Origin of the sequence: Panacibacter ginsenosidivorans (genome assembly GCF_007971225.1) — a bacterium.
Classification (GTDB): Bacteria; Bacteroidota; Bacteroidia; order Chitinophagales; family Chitinophagaceae; genus Panacibacter; species Panacibacter ginsenosidivorans.
Window position 1 is genome coordinate 17,307 of sequence record NZ_CP042435.1, and the last position, 20,208, is coordinate 37,514.

Genomic DNA, 20,208 nt, shown 5'->3' on the forward strand with positions numbered 1-20,208 from the left:
GGTGCATACAAGCTAATAACAGATATACTGATAAAGTGCTTGCGACGCAAGGGACGATGCTATACTTGCCAAAGCCGGTATCAAAAATATTACTAAAAATATTACTGCATTACCAGCACTGCAGCGCCCTGTATATTCCCGTTTCTTAAATCATTTAAAGCTTCATTGGCTTGCGCCAAGGGATAAGTTTTTATCTCTGTTTGTACAGGGACTAACGGTGCGATCTTCAAAAATTCTTCTCCATCTTTTCTTGTAAGGTTTGCCACAGAATGAACAGATCTTTCTTCCCATAAAATACGATAGGGAAAAGAAGGTATATCACTCATGTGAATGCCGCCGCACACAACCATTCCACCTTTGTCAACATCCTGTAATGCTTTAGGCACAAGGCTTCCAACAGGAGCAAAGATGATGGCAGCATCAAGTTTTTCAGGAGTAGTTTGTAACGAATCTCCTGCCCAGGCAGCACCTAGTTGTAATGCAAACTGCCGGGCTTTTGTATCGCCTTCTCTTGTAAAAGCAAATATTTTTTTGTGTTGGTATTTCGCAACCTGTATTAAAATATGTGCCGCTGCACCAAAGCCATAGATGCCAATATTGATTGCGTGTTTATTGATCATGTTATATGAACGATAACCAATGAGTCCTGCACAAAGCAACGGTGCACCTGAGGCATTGCCGTACAGGGAGGGTAGAGGAAAGCAATATTTTTCATCGGCAACAGTGTATTCAGCATATCCGCCATCAATTGTATAGCCTGTAAAGCCTGCCTTGTCGCAAAGATTTTCCTGTTCATTTAAACAATATTTGCAGGTGCCACAGGTATAACCAAGCCAGGGAACTCCAACAAGATCACCTTCTTTTAAATTTTTTATATTATCCCCGGTTTGTGCAACAATGCCAACGATCTCATGCCCAGGTATCAACGGAAGTTTAGGCCGCGTAAGTTCGCCATCAATTATATGCAAATCAGTTCTGCATATACCACATGCAATTACTTTTATTAAAACCTGCCGTTGTGAAGGAAACGGTATCGGAATTGTTTTAAGTACCAATGGGTTTTTTGATCGTTCAAAAATCATTGCACGCATAGTTACAGGAAGCTGCATAGCTGCGGTTTAATTTTATAGATTAATAAAAAAAAGATGCACTGTGCAAAGCATACGCTCTGATAATTTAAAGATAAATTCATGGTTGATGATCAAAAGAAAACGTTGTTGCTGTTTCTTTTGCTATGCATTAAATCCGCCATCCACTGGCATTGCAATACCTGTAATAAAAGAAGCTGCATCAGAGCATAACCATACCACTGCTTCTGCTACTTCTTCAGGAGTACCCATACGGCCAACAGGTTCCATACTTGTATATTGCTTTTCCACTTCTTTGTCTTTGCCGGTAATCCGATCTATCATTGCTGTATGAATTACACCAGGGCAAACTGCATTTACACGAATATTATTTTTGGCGTATTCAAGCGCTGATGTTTTGGTTAAACCAACAACTGCGTGTTTGCTTGCAACATAGGCGGGCAGGCCAACAAATCCATTTAAGCCGGCCACAGATGCACAGTTGACAATAACTCCTTTTCCATTTTTTAGCATGTATGGAATTTCATGCTTCATGCATAACCAAATTCCTTTCAAATTCACGTCAAGTGTTTTGTCCCAGTTTTCTTCGCTGCACTCATGTGTTATTGCGGTAGCGCCTTCAACACCTGCATTATTAAATGCAAAGTCAAGTTTCCCGAAAGTTGAAATTATTTGTTCTGTCATCTTTCCAACCTCAGCGCTTACAGAGACATTGCATTTAATAAATGCAGCAGTTCCGCCTTCGCCTTGTATAAATTTTACAACATCGTTTTCTTTATCATCAAGCATATCTGCTATAACCACCTTTGCACCCCTTCCTGCAAATGCAATTGCCGTTGCACGGCCAATGCCAAAACTGCCTCCGGTTACAAGCGCAACTTTACCTTCAAATATTTTTTCCATAAAATTATTTTAAGGCTAAAGCTATTAACCATATATCAGAAAATAAATGACAGCTATCATCTGCTGTGTTGATTGTAAAGTATATTTATAATACCTGCTTTTGATACATTTGGCAGCGTTCCCTGCGTTGCAAATGAAATTCACGGATACCAGAACAAAATAAAAGAAGAATCCGTAATCCGTTTCATCTGTATTGATTTTGGCATCATATCGAATAAAGGATCAATACAGATAAGCCATATCAATTAAAGCTGTAAATGCATTTTTAAGTATGTCATCGCTGCCAGACTATATTTATCATCTTTCTTATATTGGTATATTTTTATGGTTTGCTTTTATTGAACAGGTTACTCCTGTTCCGGAAGAAGTGGCATTGATAACTGTTGGCTATACATCAATGCATACAAAATTAGAGCCAGTAGTTTGTGGTGTTATCGCTATTGCCGGTTTGCTTACAGCTGATAATTTAATTTTCTATCTTTCTTTAAAGAGTAATAAACTTGTAGAAAAACTTACCGGAAAAGTAAACAAACACCTTGCAGATAAGATTAAAATGAATTTTCAAAAAAATGCAGTTAAAACACTTATCGTAATGGCATTGTTACCAAAGCTTCGTTTCCTGAGTCCTGTAATATCTGCTGCTTCAGGTATTTCGTGGAAGCTTTTTCTTTTTATTAATTCTCTTGTAACAGTTTTTTATGTTACCGTATATATGCTTATTGGTATCTTTTTTCAGAAACAGTTGAATGCTGTATTGCATGAATTAGCATTGTGGCAGCATATAATATTTGTTGCCATTATATTGACAATTGCAATTTTTTTAATTGTAAAAATTAAAAAAATAAAGGAAGCTTCATGATATGTTTCTGGTTTACCGTATTAAATCGAATCGTGACTAATATAAGAACCGTATTGCTGAAAAGAATTACAGAACGTACAAGTGAGTGACACAACGAAGATGATAGCAATAATGGGGTTTGTAACATAAAAATATAATTGGTATAAAAACCTTACCGTTAAATGGCAGATCAGCAATTTTCATCGATACCACTTGAACAACTGTATATGCAGCTTCAATCTGGTGAGAAAGGTTTATCGCTTTCACTTGCAGAAACAAGAATGAAAGAACAGGCAAAGTTGTCCCGTACGGAAAGCCGCTTTAAAAAAGAGGCAAAATTATTTATACGGCAGTTTACAAATCCATTGATATTGTTGTTGGTGATTGCAGTAATTCTGTCTGCTATCCTGGGGCAATCTTCAGATAGTTTTATCATTCTTTTTATTTTAGTAACCACAGGGTTATTGGGATTCTTCCAGGAACTCAATGCAGGCAGAGCCATGGAAAAACTGCGCGGTATGATTTCTATGAAACATACCATATTACGTGATGGACAGGAATTACAACTATCGACACAGCAAATAGTAGCCGGTGATATTTTAATATTGGATGCGGGTGATATTATTCCCGCTGATTGCCGCATTATTGAAAGCAATGAGTTACATGTTAATGAAAGTACACTTACCGGTGAGTCTTATCCGGTTGAGAAAATTGCCGGGCAGATTGCAGATGAATTACCACTTGTAAAAAAAAGCAATTGCTTATGGAAGGGTACCAATGTTATCAGTGGAACTGCCACTGTTATTGTATTTCAGGCAGGGAATGACACAATATTCGGACATATGGCACACAGCCTTACTGAAACAACTGAAACGGCTTTTGAAAAAGGTATCAAACATTTTGGCTTTTTCCTGTTGCGCATTACTGTTATTTTATCATTGATCATCCTGGTAGTAAACTTATATTTTCATAAACCACTTTTTGATTCTGTACTTTTTTCTTTGGCGCTGGCTGTAGGCATGGCGCCGGAATTATTACCTGCTATTATGACTTTCGCTATGTCAGCCGGGGCAAAAAGAATGCTGCAAAAGAAAGTGATTGTAAAAAAACTTTCTTCCATATTCAACTTTGGTGAAGTGAATGTGCTTTGTACGGATAAGACCGGAACTATAACGGAAGGAAATGTTATGGTAAAAGATATTGTAGATGCACATGGTGCCACAAATGAGCGCATAAGGCTGTATGCCTTCTTAAACGCTTCATTACAGAATGGATTTAGTAATCCAATAGATGATGCGATAAAGTCATTAAACATAACCATCAATGGTTATAAAAAGATCAACGAGATACCTTATGATTTTATACGTAAGAGACTAAGCGTCGCTGTTAATTTTAATGAGCGAAAGTTTTTTATTACTAAAGGCGCTTTCAATAATGTATTGGAAATATGTGATAAGATTGAAACTGAAAATGAACAAACAGAACCGCTTGATGAACAAAGACGAAAACTGCTGGCAGATAAGTATATCTCATTTAGTGAAGAGGGGTACCGGGTTCTGGGGCTTGCATACAGGAAAATAGAAAAAGATAAAATAGCCAGGGATGACGAGCAGCAATTAGTCTTTCTTGGTTTTATACTACTCGAAGATCCTTTAAAGGAAAGCACGCTTGCATCTATAAAGCGTTTAGAAGAGTTGCATATCAGCATAAAGATCATTACAGGAGATAACCGTTATGCAGCTTCGCATGCAGCGCAAAAGATCGGTATGCAGAATCCTGTAATAGTTACCGGAGAAGCATTGCGCAAGCTTACACCAGAGGCTTTTGTAGTAAAAGCAAAAGCCGCGAATATTTTTGCAGAAATTGAGCCGCAGCAAAAGGAATTTATCATTAAGGCATTGCAAAAATCAAAACTTACTGTAGCATATATTGGAGATGGTATCAATGATGCCGCCGCAATTAACGCTGCAGACATCGGTATTTCTACAAACAACGCAGTGGATGTAGCAAAAGAAGCTGCTGATTTTGTTTTGCTGGAAAAAGACTTATCTGTATTAGCTGATGGTGTATACGAGGGGAGAAGGTCTTTTGTAAACTCTATGAAATATATTTTCATAACTACAGGCGCAACTTTCGGGAACATGTTCAGTGTGGCAGGTGCATCGCTCTTTCTTCCTTTTTTGCCAATGCTTCCCAAACAGATATTACTCACCAATCTTATTACAGATCTTCCATTTCTCAGCATCGCCTCCGATCATGTAGACGATGAAGATCTTGTGCAGCCCGGTAAATGGAACCTCAAAATGATCAGTAGTTTTATGATTGTTTTTGGATTGCACAGTTCACTGTTCGACTTTATAACTTTTTATTTTCTCTATTTTTATTTCAGGCTTTCCGGCTCTGCATTTCAAACAGGATGGTTTTTAGAATCTTCTATTACCGAGCTGTTGATACTTTTTATTATACGCACTAAAAAATCTTTTATCAAAAGCAAACCGGGCAGGTTATTGTTGATAACAGGAATAATTGCGTTTTGTATTACCATATATCTTCCGCTCTCACCATTTGCAGATCTGTTAGGCTTTTCTGTAGCCCATACACAACAATTGATAACTATTACGCTTATTTTGGTTGCTTATATTATAACTGCAGATATTTTGAAAATAATTTTCTTCAGAATAAATGAAAGAAAACAGATGAAAGTAAGTATGCGGGCATTATAAATATAGATAGAATATTTTATTGTTTTTAATACCAACTGTTGTATAGATGTCATCGTCCCTTGCGTCGCAAGCACTTTATCAGTATATCTTTATCAGCAATGAAATAAACTGTTATAGCTTTCTTTTCAAAGGTTTATCAGCCTGTAAATTTTTAATATTATGATGAACTGGCATCTTGAAGATATTGACAAAGTATTAGAAATAACCGGTAGCTCTAAAGAAGGATTATCAACTACAGAAGCCGGAAAAAGGCTGCTGGAATATGGACCTAATGAAATAACCCAGGTACATAGAAGATCTGCATGGCTTTTATTGCTGCAGCAGTTTAAAGACTTTATGATACTTATACTGGTAGTTGCCGCAATTATCTCAGGTTTGCTTGGAGATGTTACAGATACGCTTGTTATTGTTGCGATTGTTATCCTCAATGCTGTCATTGGTTTTATACAGGAATATCGCGCAGAAAAAGCAATGGAGTCTTTAAGGAAAATGACAGCAACAAACGTTCAGGTATTCAGGGATAATACCATCCTTTCAATGCCTTCAGATATCCTTGTGCCCGGTGATATTATTTTACTGGAGGCGGGAAATATTCTTCCTGCAGACATACGTTTAATAGAAGCCGTACAGGTGAAAGTAAATGAAGCTTCTCTTACAGGCGAGTCATTACCTGTAGAAAAACAAACTGATACACTAAACGCACAGGTGCTTCCGCTTGGAGATTATACAAATATGGCTTTTAAAGGAACTTTTGTAACCGGCGGACGCGGAAAGGGAGTAGTTATTGCTACCGGTATGAATACCGAATTAGGAAAAGTAGCCCGTTTACTTCAGCAGCCGGAAGTGCAGACACCTCTTCAAAAAAGACTGGCTTCCTTCGGAAGAAATCTTGCTTATATAATCCTTTTCATCTGTTTTGTTGTATTTGCTATCGGGTTTCTGAAAGGGGAGGATGTGATACTCATGTTAATGACTTCACTTTCACTTGCTGTGGCCGCCATACCTGAAGCCTTGCCGGCTGTGATAACGATTGCTCTTGCAATAGGCGCCAAAAAAATGGTCAGAAAAAATGTGTTGATACGAAAGCTGCCAGCCGTAGAAACATTAGGGTCAGTCACCTATATCTGTACAGATAAAACGGGAACGCTAACCCTTAATAAAATGACAGTGGAAGAAATTGCAGGTAATGATTTTTCTATTTATGACAACTGCAACACATCTGAAAAATATTCAGGCAATGAATATCGATTGCTTATGTTGGCAATGGCATTAAATAATGATGTGTACAGAGATAAGGACAATAACCTGATTGGCGACCCTACCGAAATTGCTTTATTTGAATTTGCATCAGCAGCCGGGTATGATAAAACTAAAATGGAAAAACAATATCCACGTGTAGCAGAAATTCCTTTTGATTCTAAAAGAAAATGTATGACCACCATTCACCGTTATGGTGATGAATTTATTGCCTTTACTAAAGGTGCCACAGAAGTTTTACTACAAAAAATAAAAGATCCTTCCTCTGTTGAAAAATGGCAGAAACCATTGGATAATATGACGGGAAAAGGATTGCGTGTATTAGGTTTTGCAACAAGAAAATTTGATGTGTTACCTGCTTCTATTACCCCGGATACAATCGAAGAGCAGCTAAACCTGCAAGGTTTAACCGGACTTATCGATCCTCCAAGGGAAGAAGCCAGACAGGCTGTACAGGAATGTAAAACAGCAGGTATTAATCCTGTAATGATTACCGGAGATCATCCGGTTACTGCTGCAGTTATTGCCAGGCGACTTAATATTATTGAAACAGAAGATGATAGAATTATTACCGGGGCAGAATTAAGTAGTATGAGTGACCGTGATCTGCTGGAGATAGTAGATGATATTAAAGTTTATGCAAGGGTGTCACCGGAGCAAAAGCTAAATATTGTAAAAGCGCTTCAAAAAAAAGGAGCCTATGTGGCCATGACCGGCGATGGTGTAAATGACGCACCGGCTTTAAAACGTGCTGATATTGGTGTAGCGATGGGAATAACGGGAACAGATGTTGCAAAAGAGGCTGCACATATGATATTGTTAGATGATAATTTCGCCAGCATAGTAAAAGCTGTTAAAGAGGGGCGAAAAATTTTCGATAACACAAGAAGATTTATACGTTACGTTCTTACGGGTAATACTGCTGAAATACTGACAATTTTCCTGGCTCCTTTTTTTTCTTTACCTATTCCGTTATTACCCATTCATATTTTGTGGATTAACCTTGTTACAGATGGTCTGCCCGGGTTGGCTCTTACAGCAGAATCAGCAGAAGAAAATATTATGCATCGTCCGCCAAGAAATCCTAAGCAAAGCATTTTTGATGACGGCTTGGGAATTCATGTACTGTGGGTTGGTCTTTTGTTGGCATCATTAACCATAGGTACGCAAGCCTACGCTATACATGTTAATGATTCGCATTGGCAGACAATGGTATTTACTGTTCTTTGCCTGGGCCAGTTAACATATGCAATGGCTATAAGATCTGAAACTTTATCTCTGTTCCGTCAGGGAATTTTTTCAAACAGGGCACTGATCTTTACAGTAGTTATTACATTTATCCTGCAATTGGCTATTATTTACTTTCCTTTCCTGAATATGATATTCAAAACTGAGCCCTTATCCATAAAGGATTTGGTTTTTTGTATTGCTGTTTCAATGGTTGTTTTTGTAGTTGTAGAAGCTAAGAAAGTCATACATGCATCCATCAGAAGCAGGCAATGATACCAATCATGGTTTCCGGTAATCATCATCATTAAAACGGGCTGATCATTATGCTATCTTCACCAAACTAATACATTTCCCAATGACAGATAATATATCATTTGCGAAACCGTGCAACGTTTATCCGGGAGAATATATTCCTATGCCTGAAATAGAATTATTATTGGCAGAATTAAAAATTACCGGTAAAGACGCTGCAAAACCACCTGTAAATATGGATGAATTTAAAGATTGCTTCAGGATTGAAATGGTTATACCCGGTGTAAAACGGGAAGATATATTAGTTCGTATTGAAGAGAATAATATCTTATCTGTTATGGTACTGCATAAAGAGGAGAAAGAACGTAACAGGAAACTCAAAATACATGAATTTGAATCCGATTGCCTGGCGCGAAAAATTATTTTGCCAGGCAATGTAGATACTGAATTTATAAGTGCTGAATACAGGCAGGGTATTTTAAGTTTCTATATACCTAAAAACGGTAAACGCTCCGGTTCGGCCATCAACCAGGTATTTGTTTACTAATACCCCATTTATTACATGAGTTTTTCATTCACCTTTCCCTACACTGCAAATCCTGAGTTTAAAAAAAGAGTGGCTTATTTCTGCATGGAGTATGGCATTCACCAGCCTTTGAAAACATATGCAGGAGGTTTGGGATTCCTTGCAGGGTCTCACATGCGCAGTGCTTTTGAATTAAAGCAAAATATAGTGGGCATCGGTATTTTATGGAAATATGGCTATTACGACCAGGTACGTAAGCAGGACCAGACCATGGATGTATTGTTCGAAGAAAAAATTTATGGATTCCTCGAGCCCACAGATATAAAATTTACCATCAAAGTATCCAGGCATGATGTATGGGTAACAGCTTTTTATTTACCACCCGCTATCTTTAACACGGCGCCACTTTTTTTTCTTAGTACTGACTTGCCTGAAAACGATTACCTCGCTAAAACCATTTCTCATAAATTATATGATGCAAATCCTGAAACAGTAATTGCTGCAGCTATCCTGCTTGGTGAAGGTGGCGCCAAATTACTTGAGGTATTGAATTGGGAACCTGAGATATACCACCTGAATGAATCACATGCATTACCACTTGCCTTTTATTTATACAATAAATATAAAAGCCTGCAGGAAGTTCAGAAACGATTGGTGTTTACCAATCATACACCTGAAGAAGCCGGCAATCAAAAAACAAGTATCAGTCTTTTAGAGAAAATGGGATTTTTTTGTGATGTGCCGGTTACAGAAATAAAAGCCATTTCACAAACTTTTAATGGAGAATTGGATCATACATTAACGGCGCTCAGAATGGCCAAAAAAGCAAACGCTGTTTCAAAAATGCACCAGCGTACTCTATGTGGTTTGTGGTCAAAAGAAAAAGGTATCTGCGATATCATTGCTATTACAAATGGACAGAACTACACGTACTGGCACAATGATGATATGTACCAGGCATTAGAAAAAAAAGATGATAACGCTATCATTCAAAAAAAAACAGAAGGCAAGCGTAACCTGTTTGAAATAGTAGCAGACCAATGCGGAGAAATTTATGATGAGAAGATCTGTACCATTGTGTTTGCAAAAAGATTTGCAGGGTATAAACGGGCAGATCTTTTACTGCACGATATGGAAAGATTTCATCGCCTGGTTACAGATAAAGAAAGACCCGTGCAGATCATATGGGCTGGAAAGCCTTACCCAATGGACTATACAGCCATCGGCGTTTTCGATAAGATTGTAAACGTTTGCAAAACATACACCAACTGTTCTATTCTGGTGGGTTATGAAATAAAATTATCCCGCCAGCTTAAACAGGGTGCAGATATCTGGCTTAACCTTCCGCGTCTTACACATGAAGCATGCGGTACAAGTGGTATAGCTGCTGCCATGAATGGCACTGTAAATGTTGGATTACCAGATGGCTGGTTTCCTGAATTTGCAAAAGATAAAATAAACAGTTTTATAGTTCCTCCATGCGATATTAGTTTGCCCGATCACATACAGGATGATGCGGATGCAGAAAGTCTGTATCACCTGCTCGAAACAGAAGTGCTTCCCATGTATTATGATTATCCTAACCGCTGGATAGAAATTATAAAGAATGGTTTAAGAGATGTGGCTCCTCAATTCGACAGCAACCGCATGGTAAAAGAATATTATCAAAAACTTTATAGCTAAGAACAGTTCAATACATTTTTTATGTACCAAACTGTAGTGCTGCCATATGGCACTTGTTGCGTCGCACACTTGTACTTTCTGAATTTTTATGAAACGAATGAAAAGACAAATCGAAAACCCTTTTCACTTCTCACTTTTGACTTTTCACGGTGCTATATCTTCTTCAGTACAAGAGTGCGACGCAACGTAAGATGAGCAGTGTGATGAACGCCTGGCTCAAAAAAATTTTTCTTACTGCTGATTAATCTCATTGCATCCGCTGACCATAGTCCTTGATTGTCTGTACACTGCGAAATACATTTGCTCAATAAACAAGTATATTTTAAAATAACAAAAAACAAGGAGGTTTTATGGGAACTCAAGCATTAGCTAAACTAAGCGAAAGAATGCCATCTGTATTTGATGATTTTTTTAAACCATGGAACGAATGGTTTGATGGTGGTGGCCTGCTGGGCCGTACAATGAATGTGCCTGCAGTAAATATTGTAGAACAGAAAGATGATTACCTCGTATCGCTGGCGGTACCCGGTATGAAGAAAGATGATTTTAAAATTGATGTAGATGGTAACATGCTTACCATAAGCAGCGAGAAGGAAGAAAATAAAGAAGAAAAAGACAAAAAGTTTACACGCAAGGAATATAATTATTCTTCTTTTAGCCGCAGCTTTACTTTGCCTGAAGAAATAAATAAAGAAAAGATTGAAGCAAAGTATGAAGATGGTGTGCTTAAAATTTCTTTGCCGCGTAAAGAAGAAGCAAAAAAAACTGCTGCAAAACAAATTGCCGTTAAATAATCATTGCTATTTACATGGCCCTATAGAGCCGTTGCTATTCCTGTAACCCTATAGTCTTTTACCCCGTCTGCTGGTTTGACGGGGTTTTTCTATTGCCGGGTGATCACAATCATGATTAACGCTGATAAGTGTTTTGGTTTGGGGTTTTTAAAAAATATAGTTTTACAATTAAGATGTGGTTCAAAAAAAAAGACCGGCATTGTGAAATATGATCGATACCTTATTAAAACCAGATGTTATGTTTAAGTTGAAATTAACACAGTTGCAATATGAAAGCGATGCCTGGAAAAGGTTACTTGCTTTTATGATGGATGAAAATGTTTATTTGAAAAACAGGGTCGCTGAAGTTTTGGGAGATGGATTTAATAATGATTTGCTTGATAGTGTTGAGAATTTTCAAACACGTTTTATAAAAATAGATGAATGTATTAATTTACTGCGTAATAATGTTGCAGAACTGGATAAACTGTTGATGCGTGAAGTGTTTGAAGACGGGAAGATCGTAAAAGAAGTTGGCAGAAAGCTGCACAAATTGCGTGCTGATATGATGGATGTGGAGAAACAATTTGGTAGGCTTAAACATGATTTCAATAGTTACCTTTCAGAAAATATAGTGTAACCCGGCACGCAGAAATTGAGATTGTTTATCAAATAACTAATTATAGTTGCTTTTTTAATTGAGCATCTGTTCCAGTTTTAATGGGTCAGTAATAGTAATAATTCCATCTGTGATGTCTATGATCTTTTCATGCCGAAAGTCGCTAAGTGTACGGATAAAAGATTCGGTGGCGGTGCCTGCCATGCTTGCCAGGCTTTCACGGTTCATATCGATGGTGAATTTTTCTGCTTTATTATGATGGTATTTTTTCTTGAGCATTAAAAGTGCATCAGCAACTTTTTTTCTCAGTGAATGATAAGCAAGACCCAGCAACTGATTTTCTTTTTCAGAAATATTGCCAGCCAGCAATTCCATAAATTTTTTTGAGACGGCTGTATTTTTATTCAGTAGTTCGTCAAAATCTTCTTTAGGTATTACAGCCAGTTCCGTTTCATCAATTGCCTCTGCTGTGTCTTTATAAGTAGCGCCTTCAAGCAATGCTATATAGCCTATAAATTCACCGGCACCAAATAAACCGGTTACCAGTTCTTTTCCATCTTCATTGCTCTTGTATGTTTTTATTTTGCCTTTTAAAATATAATACAACTTGTTAGGGTGGTTGCCCTCCGCATAGATAGTTTGTTTCTTTTTATATTTGTTGGTGTCTCTGTCTTTCGTAAAAGAGCTAAGTGTAGTATTGCCTGTGCTTGCCTGCATTAATTGTTCCAATCCCTGCAGACCAGGCGCTAGATGCTGCTTCAACTGATCAAGTTTTTTTAACCGGCTGTCTACAGCATTTAATAACTCAGTTCCGCTGAAAGGTTTGGTAATATAATCATCAGCACCCAGTTCCATACCCTTGCGAAAATCACTTCGTTCTGTTTTAGCGGTTAAGAAAATAAAGGGCGTGTTTTTTATTGCTTCATTTTTATGGATTGCATGCAGCACGCCATAACCATCAAGACCGGGCATCATTATATCGCAGATAATAAGATCTGGCTTGTGCTCAATGGCTTTTTCTATGCCGGTTTTTCCATCTGCTGCTTCAATTACTTTATAATTTGACAACTGAAGTATTTCTGCAGTGTTGCTGCGTATATCTTCATTATCTTCTATTATTAAGATCTTTTTCATGTTAGCTTTTTTGCGTATAAAAAATTATGATAAATTCAGTCCCTTTTTCCAGTTCGCTTTTACATTGTAAAGTGCCGTTCATCAGCTCGGCATACCTGGAAACAATATGCAGGCCAAGCCCTGTGCCTTGTATATTTACTGCATTGGTGCCGCGGAAGAATCGTTTCGTTAGATGACGCTGGTCTTCTTTTGAAATGCCTATACCATTATCCTTTACGGAAAGAGTTACTTTGTTATTAATACAACTGGTTTTTATTTCTATTATTCCTGTCTCAGAAGAAAATTTACTTGCATTTGAAACCAGGTTCATGATGATATGTTTCAGGAAAGATGCATCAAGCTGTGCAAAAAGATCGCCTTCGTGCCGATACGTTATTTGCTGCTGCTTTTTCAGGTTATCTTTTATTTCTTCTTTTATAGTTGCGGTTAATTCTTTGATGTTGAACCGGGTAATCTTTACCTCTGCCTTACCCTCTTCAATTTTACCTACACTAAGAAAATCATTCAGTATATCTATCAGTATGTTTACAGAAGAAACAATTCGCTGCAGGTGTATCTCCCGTTTTGGCTGACTTTCTGTAGTTGTATATTTATCTATAAGATAGGCTGAAGATAATATAGTGCTAAGCGGTGTGCGGAATTCATGCGATGCTGTAGTAACAAATCTCGATTTTAATTCATTAAGCTCCTTTTCTTTTTTTAATGACCGGGAAAGTTCTTCTTTTGAAATTTCTAACTGGCGCATCGCATGCGTAAGTTCCAGTGTACGTTGCTCTACGGTAGATTCCAGCTCATCGTGTAACTTTATTATTTCTGCTTCCGCTTGTTTTCGTTCGGAAATATTATTAATGAAAGCCATTACAAATTTTTCATTGTTTTTGTTAAAATAGCTGAGGGTTATTTCTACCGGCAATTCTGTACCGTCTTTTTTAATGGCAAACAGGTCTTTGCCAGAATGCATCGGCCGGCTTTTTGGGTCTTTAAAATATTCTACATGATATACCGCATGGTCTTTCCGGAAACGCTCCGGGATAAGCAGATCAATTGGTCTGCCGGTTAATTCATCATCGGCATAGCCAAATTCCTGTAATGCAAATGGGTTAATGGCTGTAATAGTTCCTGAAAAATCCACAATTATAATACCCATAGTAGCATAATTGAAAATCGCTTCAAAATAATTCGAGCTCTCTTTTTTATTTTTAACGGAATGTGGCATTCATCAATAATTTATTTTACAGGCTATTGTCTTTTATGGCATCGCCTGTTGTGTCACTCACTTATACTGTTGAATAAAAGTCAGCAAGGCCGAAAGACTATTACTTCATCCGATTTTCTTGCTGACTTCCGAACTATAAGTACAAGTGTGCGACGCAACGAAGCCCAATAATAATTCCTGTGCCTGGTACATAAAAAATTCCGGCACATGCATATTATTTCATGTTACTAAGCTCTTTAAAAGCAGGAAAGATGTTTATGATTAACGTCAGCCACTGGCCTGACTATGCGCAATGTTTTTAACTGGTGGTAACAGTGTTTTTAAAAAATGATTTATATACTTCAAACCACATTACACATACGAATGCCACGCCAGAGCAAAGCCAGAACTGAACTTGCGTAATTGCTGCGAGTTGAAAAAGATTGCGTACAAAAGGAATAAAATGCAAAGAAAGCAGGAATAAAACCGACACAATAAGTATAACAGGAACGAGATTATTTTTGTAACGGCTGGTATAATAAATAGTTCTGGAAAAAGAACGGTTTGCAAACGTGAGGAATATATTGCTTACAATAAGTGAGGTAAACACAATGGTTCTTGTTTGTTCAAGCGTGGCGCCATTGTTCATAAAATAATGATAAAGGCCTAAAGCTCCTGCAGCAATAATAATTCCCTGCACAAAGCTTACCAGTAATTCCTTTTTTGTAAATAAACTATCTTTTCTTTCTCTCGGAGTTTGCTGCATAATATTTTTTTCTACCGGTTCTCTTTCAAAGAAAATTGAACAGGTAGGACCCATTATCAATTCCATAAAAATGATATGAACAGGAGAGAAGATGTTGGGATAGACCCATCCAAATATAAGCGGCAGCGAAGCTGTAAGAATTATAGGAATGTGAATGGAAATAATATAGCGGATCGCTTTTTTTAAATTGCTGAAGATTTTTCTTCCTTCTCTGATAGCCGTTACCATGCTTTCGATGTTATCATCAGTAAGAATAAGATCTGCTGCCTGCCGTGCAATTTCTGTTCCTCTTTGCCCCATCGCAATACCAATATTTGCAGATTTTAATGCGGGGCCATCATTAACGCCATCACCTGTCATGGCTACAATTTCTCCGTTAGCTTTTATTGCATCAATCACTTTCATTTTAGCATCTGGAAACATCCGGGCAAATACATTGGTGTTTTTTACAAGCTGCATTAAAGAGTCTTGTGTCATATTCATCACCTCATCGCCGGTAACACTATTAAGATGGTTGACCAAACCAACCTGGCCAGCAATATTCATGGCAGTTTCGGGGTAATCTCCTGTTATCAGTTTTACTTCAATCTTTGCATTATAAAATTGTTGAAGTACAGCTGCAATATTTTTCTTTGGGGCATCATATAATGCCAGCAAGCCTTTGAACTGCCAGTTAAAGTCATCCTGTAAAGATGGGAATAACTGCTCCGTATGAGCAGCGCCGGCTACGCCAATAACACGGTATCCTTTGGTGGCAAGCAATTTTACATATGCTGAAATTTTCTTTTTATCATTCTCATTTAAATGACAAATATTAATGATGCGTTCCGCAGCGCCTTTTGCTGTTACAACCTTTGTGTTGTCATGTTCATATACATGCGTCATCATAGGTGGTTGCCCTTCCAGCGGGTATTCATAGATCATCTTCAGCGGATGATATATTCCGGCATTTGTATATAAATGATATGCTTCTAAAATTGCTTTTTCCATTGCGTCAAAAGGATTCACTTCACTGGCCAGCATTGCATAATAGAGTACTTCATCATCCTGCAGTTGGTTGTCATGATCTAATTCAAGCAATGCGTCGCTTTTATAATCATAGACAGTTTTTACCTGCATTTTATTTTCAGTAAGTGTACCGGTTTTATCAAAGCAAAGAACACTGACCGCACCAAGATTTTCAACGATCTGCGGTTGTCGTGAGATTATGCCCAGTTTACTCATCTTATAAGTGCCCAATGCCATGAAAGAAGAAAAAGCAACTGGTATCTCCTCAGGTATCACAGACATGGCTAATGTTAAGGCAAATAACAGGCTGGTCACAAATTCACGGTGATGTAAATAATTTACAAAGAAGATAATACAAAAACCAAGGAAGCCAAATAAGGCAAAACGGCGTACAAACTTATTGATCTGCTGTTGCAGCAAGGTTTTAGGGGGTTGATAGGTACCAATTGTTTTACCTAGTTTGCCCAGTGTGGTATTATTGCCTGTAGCAGTTACCTGTGCAATACATTTGCCGCTATTAATAGTTGTGCCCTGAAACAGGGCATTCGAATTTTCTGTTTCATTTTTATCTACAGGTAAAGATTCACCGGTGATGATCGATTCATTTACAGTAAGATCATTGGCCTGTAGAATGATCGCATCTGCAGGAATATTCATTCCCTCATCAAGCAACATAATATCGCCGGGAACCAATTCTTCTGCGGCAATTACAATTTCTTTGCCATCCCTTATCACCGTTACTTTCGGTTCTGTAAATTCCTGTAGTGCTTTTAATGCATTGCTGCTTTTTACTTCCTGGTACAGAGAAATAGCAGTTACCAGGATTATGGCTACCAGCATCATAATACCTTCACTTACTTCACCTAAAATAAAATACAATAAACAGGCAACAAAGAGCAGGATAAACATGGGCTCTTTTACAACGTCCCATACAATATGAATAAAGCCACGGGATGGTTCTGCATGAAAAATATTTTTTCCATACTGCAGTTGCAGACTGGGAACTTCTGATCCTGATAACCCTATTACATTTCCCAACTCAATTACTTTTCCTGGCATCAGGTTACAAAAGATTTAATGATGAGTGTACTATTTACTTTCAACACTCAATGTAATGTTTTTTTGGCCAAACTGTATTGCTGCTATTAAGCTTCGTTGCGTCGCACTCTTCAGGTTTCTTTTCGCTGCTGTGCATGTGCGCCTCTAATGGTTATTCATCTTCAAACCGTCCTGTTTTTTCCGTAATAACAATACGGTAAACAACAGGCCTTATCTTTTCCTGCATTTGCGGATGAGCAATATTTCCCTCCGTTTCAGGTAATATTGCCGTTGCACTTATTTTCATATGCATCATTCGGTCCACAAATAATTTCATAGCATAATACCTGTCCCTTTTATCTGTAAGCTCCTGGTATTGCCCCCATACAATTACACTTTTCCATTTGGTAAAACTTTTCATTTCATCTACTTCAAAACATACATCAGGATTCTTTCTCATCATTTTTATCTTCATGCCTTCAACAGAATGGGCAATGATAAATTTCCCATCATATACATAATTGACAGGAACCACATAAGTTTTCAGGCCGTCATTACAACCAATGCGACCCAATATATTTTCTTTTAGCACTTCTTCTATTTCCTGATCATTCAGTTTATCGATCATGAAAGTATTTTTATAATTCTTCATCATCAATATAAGCAGCTTCTAAAGTTGATTCAGCTTTATTAATGTTTTCAATCCCTTTCAGCAATGCATCCGCATTGAAAGAAATGCTATCAATACCCCGCTGTACAAGAAATTGTGCAAACGCCGGAAAATCGCTGGGAGCCTGGCCGCACAAACCTATTTTAACACCAGCCTGCTTAGCCTTACTTATCATCGTGGCGATCATTTCTTTTGCAGCTTCATTTTGCTCGCTGAATAAATTGCTTACAATGGCAGAATCCCTGTCTATACCTAAAGTAAGTTGAGTAAGATCATTTGAGCCAATGGAGAAACCATCAAATATTTGTGCAAATTTTTCTGCAAGTATCACATTGCTGGGTATCTCTGCCATTACATATATTTCAAGATTATTTACACCTTGCTCAAGGCCATATTTTTTCATTACGGCAATTACTTTATTGCCTTCATCAATTGTTCTGCAGAATGGGATCATCACTTTTACATTTGTTAAACCCATCTCATCTCTTACCTTTTGAATGGCTTTACATTCAAGTCCAAAGCCTTCTTTATACAGATCGTTGTAATATCTTGATGCGCCGCGAAAACCGATCATGGGATTTTCTTCAATTGGTTCAAAATCTTTACCACCAATAAGATTGGCATATTCATTGGTTTTAAAATCACTCATACGCACAATAACATCTTTTGGATAGAATGCTGCTGCAATGCTGGCTACACCTTCTGCCAGTTTATCTATAAAATATTTTTCTTTGTCCGGATAATGATGTGTTAGTTCTTCTATCTTTTGTTTTACGGTTGCATCTTTTAGTTCATTGAATTTTACCAGGGCCATCGGATGTATTTGTATGGAATGAGTAATGATAAATTCAATGCGCATCAATCCTACACCATCGTTTGGATAGAACGAAAGTTTAAAAGCTTTATCAGGGTCTGCAACAATCAGCATTACATCGGTGCTCTCTGGTTTTTTGATGTTGGAGAAATCAAGCGCTGTTTCTTTGAAATTTAATCTCCCGTTATATACATAACCGGTTTTTCCCTCGCAGCAGGATACCGTTATAACAGATCCATCCGTAATTTTTTCTGTTGCATTACCACAACCAACGACGGCGGGCACTCCTAATTCTCTTGCTACAATAGAAGCATGACTTGTTCTGCCGCCTTTATTGGTAATGATGGCAACGGCATTTTTTAGAATGGGATCCCAGTCCGGGCTGGTAAGATCTGTAACTACAATTTCACCAGGCTGTAATTTGTATGATTCATGTGGTGATTGCAGAATCCTTGCTATACCTGTTGCTACTTTAGAACCAATGGCTTCACCGGTTGTTATGGCTTCAGCTTTATCGAGCAACTTATATTCTTTTACCAGCAATGGATTTTTTTGTGAGTGAACAGTTTCCGGCCTTGCCTGTATAATAAATAATTCATTAGTAAGCCCGTCTTTGGCCCATTCAATATCCATTGGTTTTTGATAATGCTTTTCAATGATCAGCGCCCATTTGGCAAGCTTTGTTATTTCATCATCGCTTAATACAAATTGTTCCTGCTTTTCTTTTGGCGTTGTAATATTGACAACCGGATTTTTTTCATCATCGCTATAGATCATGGTCTTTGCTTTTTCTCCCAGCTTCTTCTGGATAATAGCTTTTTTTCCCTGCAACAGGGTTGTTTTGAAAACAAAAAATTCATCCGGTGTTACGGTGCCCTGCACAATATTTTCACCCAGGCCCCATACGCCGCTTAAATGAATAATATCCCGGAAGCCAGATTCCGGTTCCAGCGTAAAACCCACGCCGGATGAAGCTTTATCACTGCGCACCATTTTCTGCACACCTACAGACAGTACAACTTTTTCATGTGGAAAGCCATTGTCTTCACGATACTTGATGGCCCTGTCTGTATACAGAGATGCGAAACATTTTTTAACCGCCTTGCGCAAAGCATCTTCACCTTTAATATTAAGGTAAGATTCATGCTGACCTGCAAAACTTGCTTGTGGAAGATCTTCTGCAGTTGCGCTGCTGCGAACGGCAACTGCTGCATTATCATCTGGTTCAAGCTCTTTGTATGCATCGGTTATTGCCTGCATCAGATCATCGGGCAATGCAGCTTTGAGTAAAAGATCCCGAATGCGTGCACCAATATTTGAAAGATTTGAAAATTTATCTCTATCAAGATGTGCTAATATTTCGTGTATGGGTTTGTACAAACCATTATAAGATAAAAATCTTTCAAACGCAAAAGCAGTAGTGGCAAAACCGTTAGGTACAGCAATACCTTTTGAAGAAAGTTTGGAATACATTTCACCTAAAGAAGCGTTTTTACCGCCCACTGTAACTATATCAGCTATACTAATTTCACTGAATTTTTTTATGTATGATTGCATGATAACTATAGTTGTTTAAATGCTGCATAAAGAAATAAATGTACAAGAGTGCGACGCAACAAAAGTCTTATATCAATTCGTAAGCCTGGTACCTAAAATTCTTTACTTGTGTTTTAAAGAAAAGGTAATATTAA

The 20,208-nt window shown here is 37.7% G+C and carries 14 protein-coding genes; 7 read left to right on the forward strand and 7 right to left on the reverse strand.

Annotation, left to right across the window (positions count from 1 at the left end):
• Window positions 1–101: 101 nt before the first annotated feature.
• Window positions 102–1,109: a zinc-dependent alcohol dehydrogenase family protein gene (locus FRZ67_RS00095; RefSeq protein ID WP_225975456.1), complete on the reverse strand. Its 1,008-nt coding sequence runs from the start codon at window positions 1,107–1,109 to the stop codon at window positions 102–104.
• A 123-nt stretch (window positions 1,110–1,232) separates the two neighbouring features.
• Entirely contained in the window at window positions 1,233–1,991 is a 759-nt protein-coding gene (locus FRZ67_RS00100) for an SDR family oxidoreductase (RefSeq protein ID WP_147187580.1), read from the reverse strand.
• 271 nt (window positions 1,992–2,262) lie between these two features.
• Between FRZ67_RS00100 and FRZ67_RS00105 the strand changes: the two genes are divergently transcribed.
• From FRZ67_RS00105 to FRZ67_RS00135, 7 genes are all read left to right on the forward strand, one after another.
• Window positions 2,263–2,850: a DedA family protein gene (locus FRZ67_RS00105; protein WP_147187581.1), complete on the forward strand. Its 588-nt coding sequence runs from the start codon at window positions 2,263–2,265 to the stop codon at window positions 2,848–2,850.
• 161 nt (window positions 2,851–3,011) lie between these two features.
• The gene (gene mgtA, locus FRZ67_RS00110; protein WP_147187582.1) at window positions 3,012–5,552 is read left to right on the forward strand and encodes a magnesium-translocating P-type ATPase; all 2,541 of its coding nucleotides are present in this window, start codon (window positions 3,012–3,014) and stop codon (window positions 5,550–5,552) included.
• A gap of 159 nt (window positions 5,553–5,711) precedes the next feature.
• Window positions 5,712–8,312, forward strand: a complete 2,601-nt coding sequence (locus FRZ67_RS00115) for a cation-translocating P-type ATPase (protein WP_225975457.1) — start codon at window positions 5,712–5,714, stop codon at window positions 8,310–8,312.
• Window positions 8,313–8,394: 82 nt separating this feature from the next.
• Window positions 8,395–8,838, forward strand: coding sequence for an Hsp20/alpha crystallin family protein (locus FRZ67_RS00120; RefSeq protein ID WP_147187583.1), 444 nt, complete (start codon window positions 8,395–8,397; stop codon window positions 8,836–8,838).
• A 15-nt stretch (window positions 8,839–8,853) separates the two neighbouring features.
• A complete protein-coding gene (gene glgP, locus FRZ67_RS00125) occupies window positions 8,854–10,500 on the forward strand; it encodes an alpha-glucan family phosphorylase (protein WP_147187584.1) in 1,647 nt (548 codons plus the stop codon).
• 350 nt (window positions 10,501–10,850) lie between these two features.
• Window positions 10,851–11,294 carry an Hsp20/alpha crystallin family protein gene (locus tag FRZ67_RS00130; RefSeq protein WP_147187585.1) on the forward strand — a complete coding sequence of 148 codons (444 nt, stop codon included), beginning with the start codon at window positions 10,851–10,853 and terminating at the stop codon, window positions 11,292–11,294.
• Window positions 11,295–11,532: 238 nt separating this feature from the next.
• Window positions 11,533–11,913, forward strand: coding sequence for a hypothetical protein (locus FRZ67_RS00135; RefSeq protein WP_147187586.1), 381 nt, complete (start codon window positions 11,533–11,535; stop codon window positions 11,911–11,913).
• 54 nt (window positions 11,914–11,967) lie between these two features.
• On the opposite strand, the gene FRZ67_RS00140 is transcribed toward FRZ67_RS00135, so the two are convergent.
• The 5 genes from FRZ67_RS00140 to ppsA form a co-directional block, all read right to left on the reverse strand.
• Window positions 11,968–13,026, reverse strand: a complete 1,059-nt coding sequence (locus tag FRZ67_RS00140) for a response regulator (protein ID WP_147187587.1) — start codon at window positions 13,024–13,026, stop codon at window positions 11,968–11,970.
• 1 nt (window position 13,027) lies between these two features.
• Window positions 13,028–14,242: a PAS domain-containing sensor histidine kinase gene (locus FRZ67_RS00145; protein WP_147187588.1), complete on the reverse strand. Its 1,215-nt coding sequence runs from the start codon at window positions 14,240–14,242 to the stop codon at window positions 13,028–13,030.
• A 298-nt stretch (window positions 14,243–14,540) separates the two neighbouring features.
• On the reverse strand, window positions 14,541–17,054 hold the full coding sequence (locus tag FRZ67_RS00150) for a cation-translocating P-type ATPase (RefSeq protein ID WP_147187589.1): 2,514 nt from the start codon (window positions 17,052–17,054) through the stop codon (window positions 14,541–14,543).
• Between the two features lie 151 nt (window positions 17,055–17,205).
• Window positions 17,206–17,661 carry a pyridoxamine 5'-phosphate oxidase family protein gene (locus FRZ67_RS00155; protein WP_147187590.1) on the reverse strand — a complete coding sequence of 152 codons (456 nt, stop codon included), beginning with the start codon at window positions 17,659–17,661 and terminating at the stop codon, window positions 17,206–17,208.
• Between the two features lie 10 nt (window positions 17,662–17,671).
• On the reverse strand, window positions 17,672–20,074 hold the full coding sequence (gene ppsA / locus FRZ67_RS00160; protein ID WP_147187591.1) for a phosphoenolpyruvate synthase: 2,403 nt from the start codon (window positions 20,072–20,074) through the stop codon (window positions 17,672–17,674).
• Window positions 20,075–20,208 lie beyond the last annotated feature (134 nt).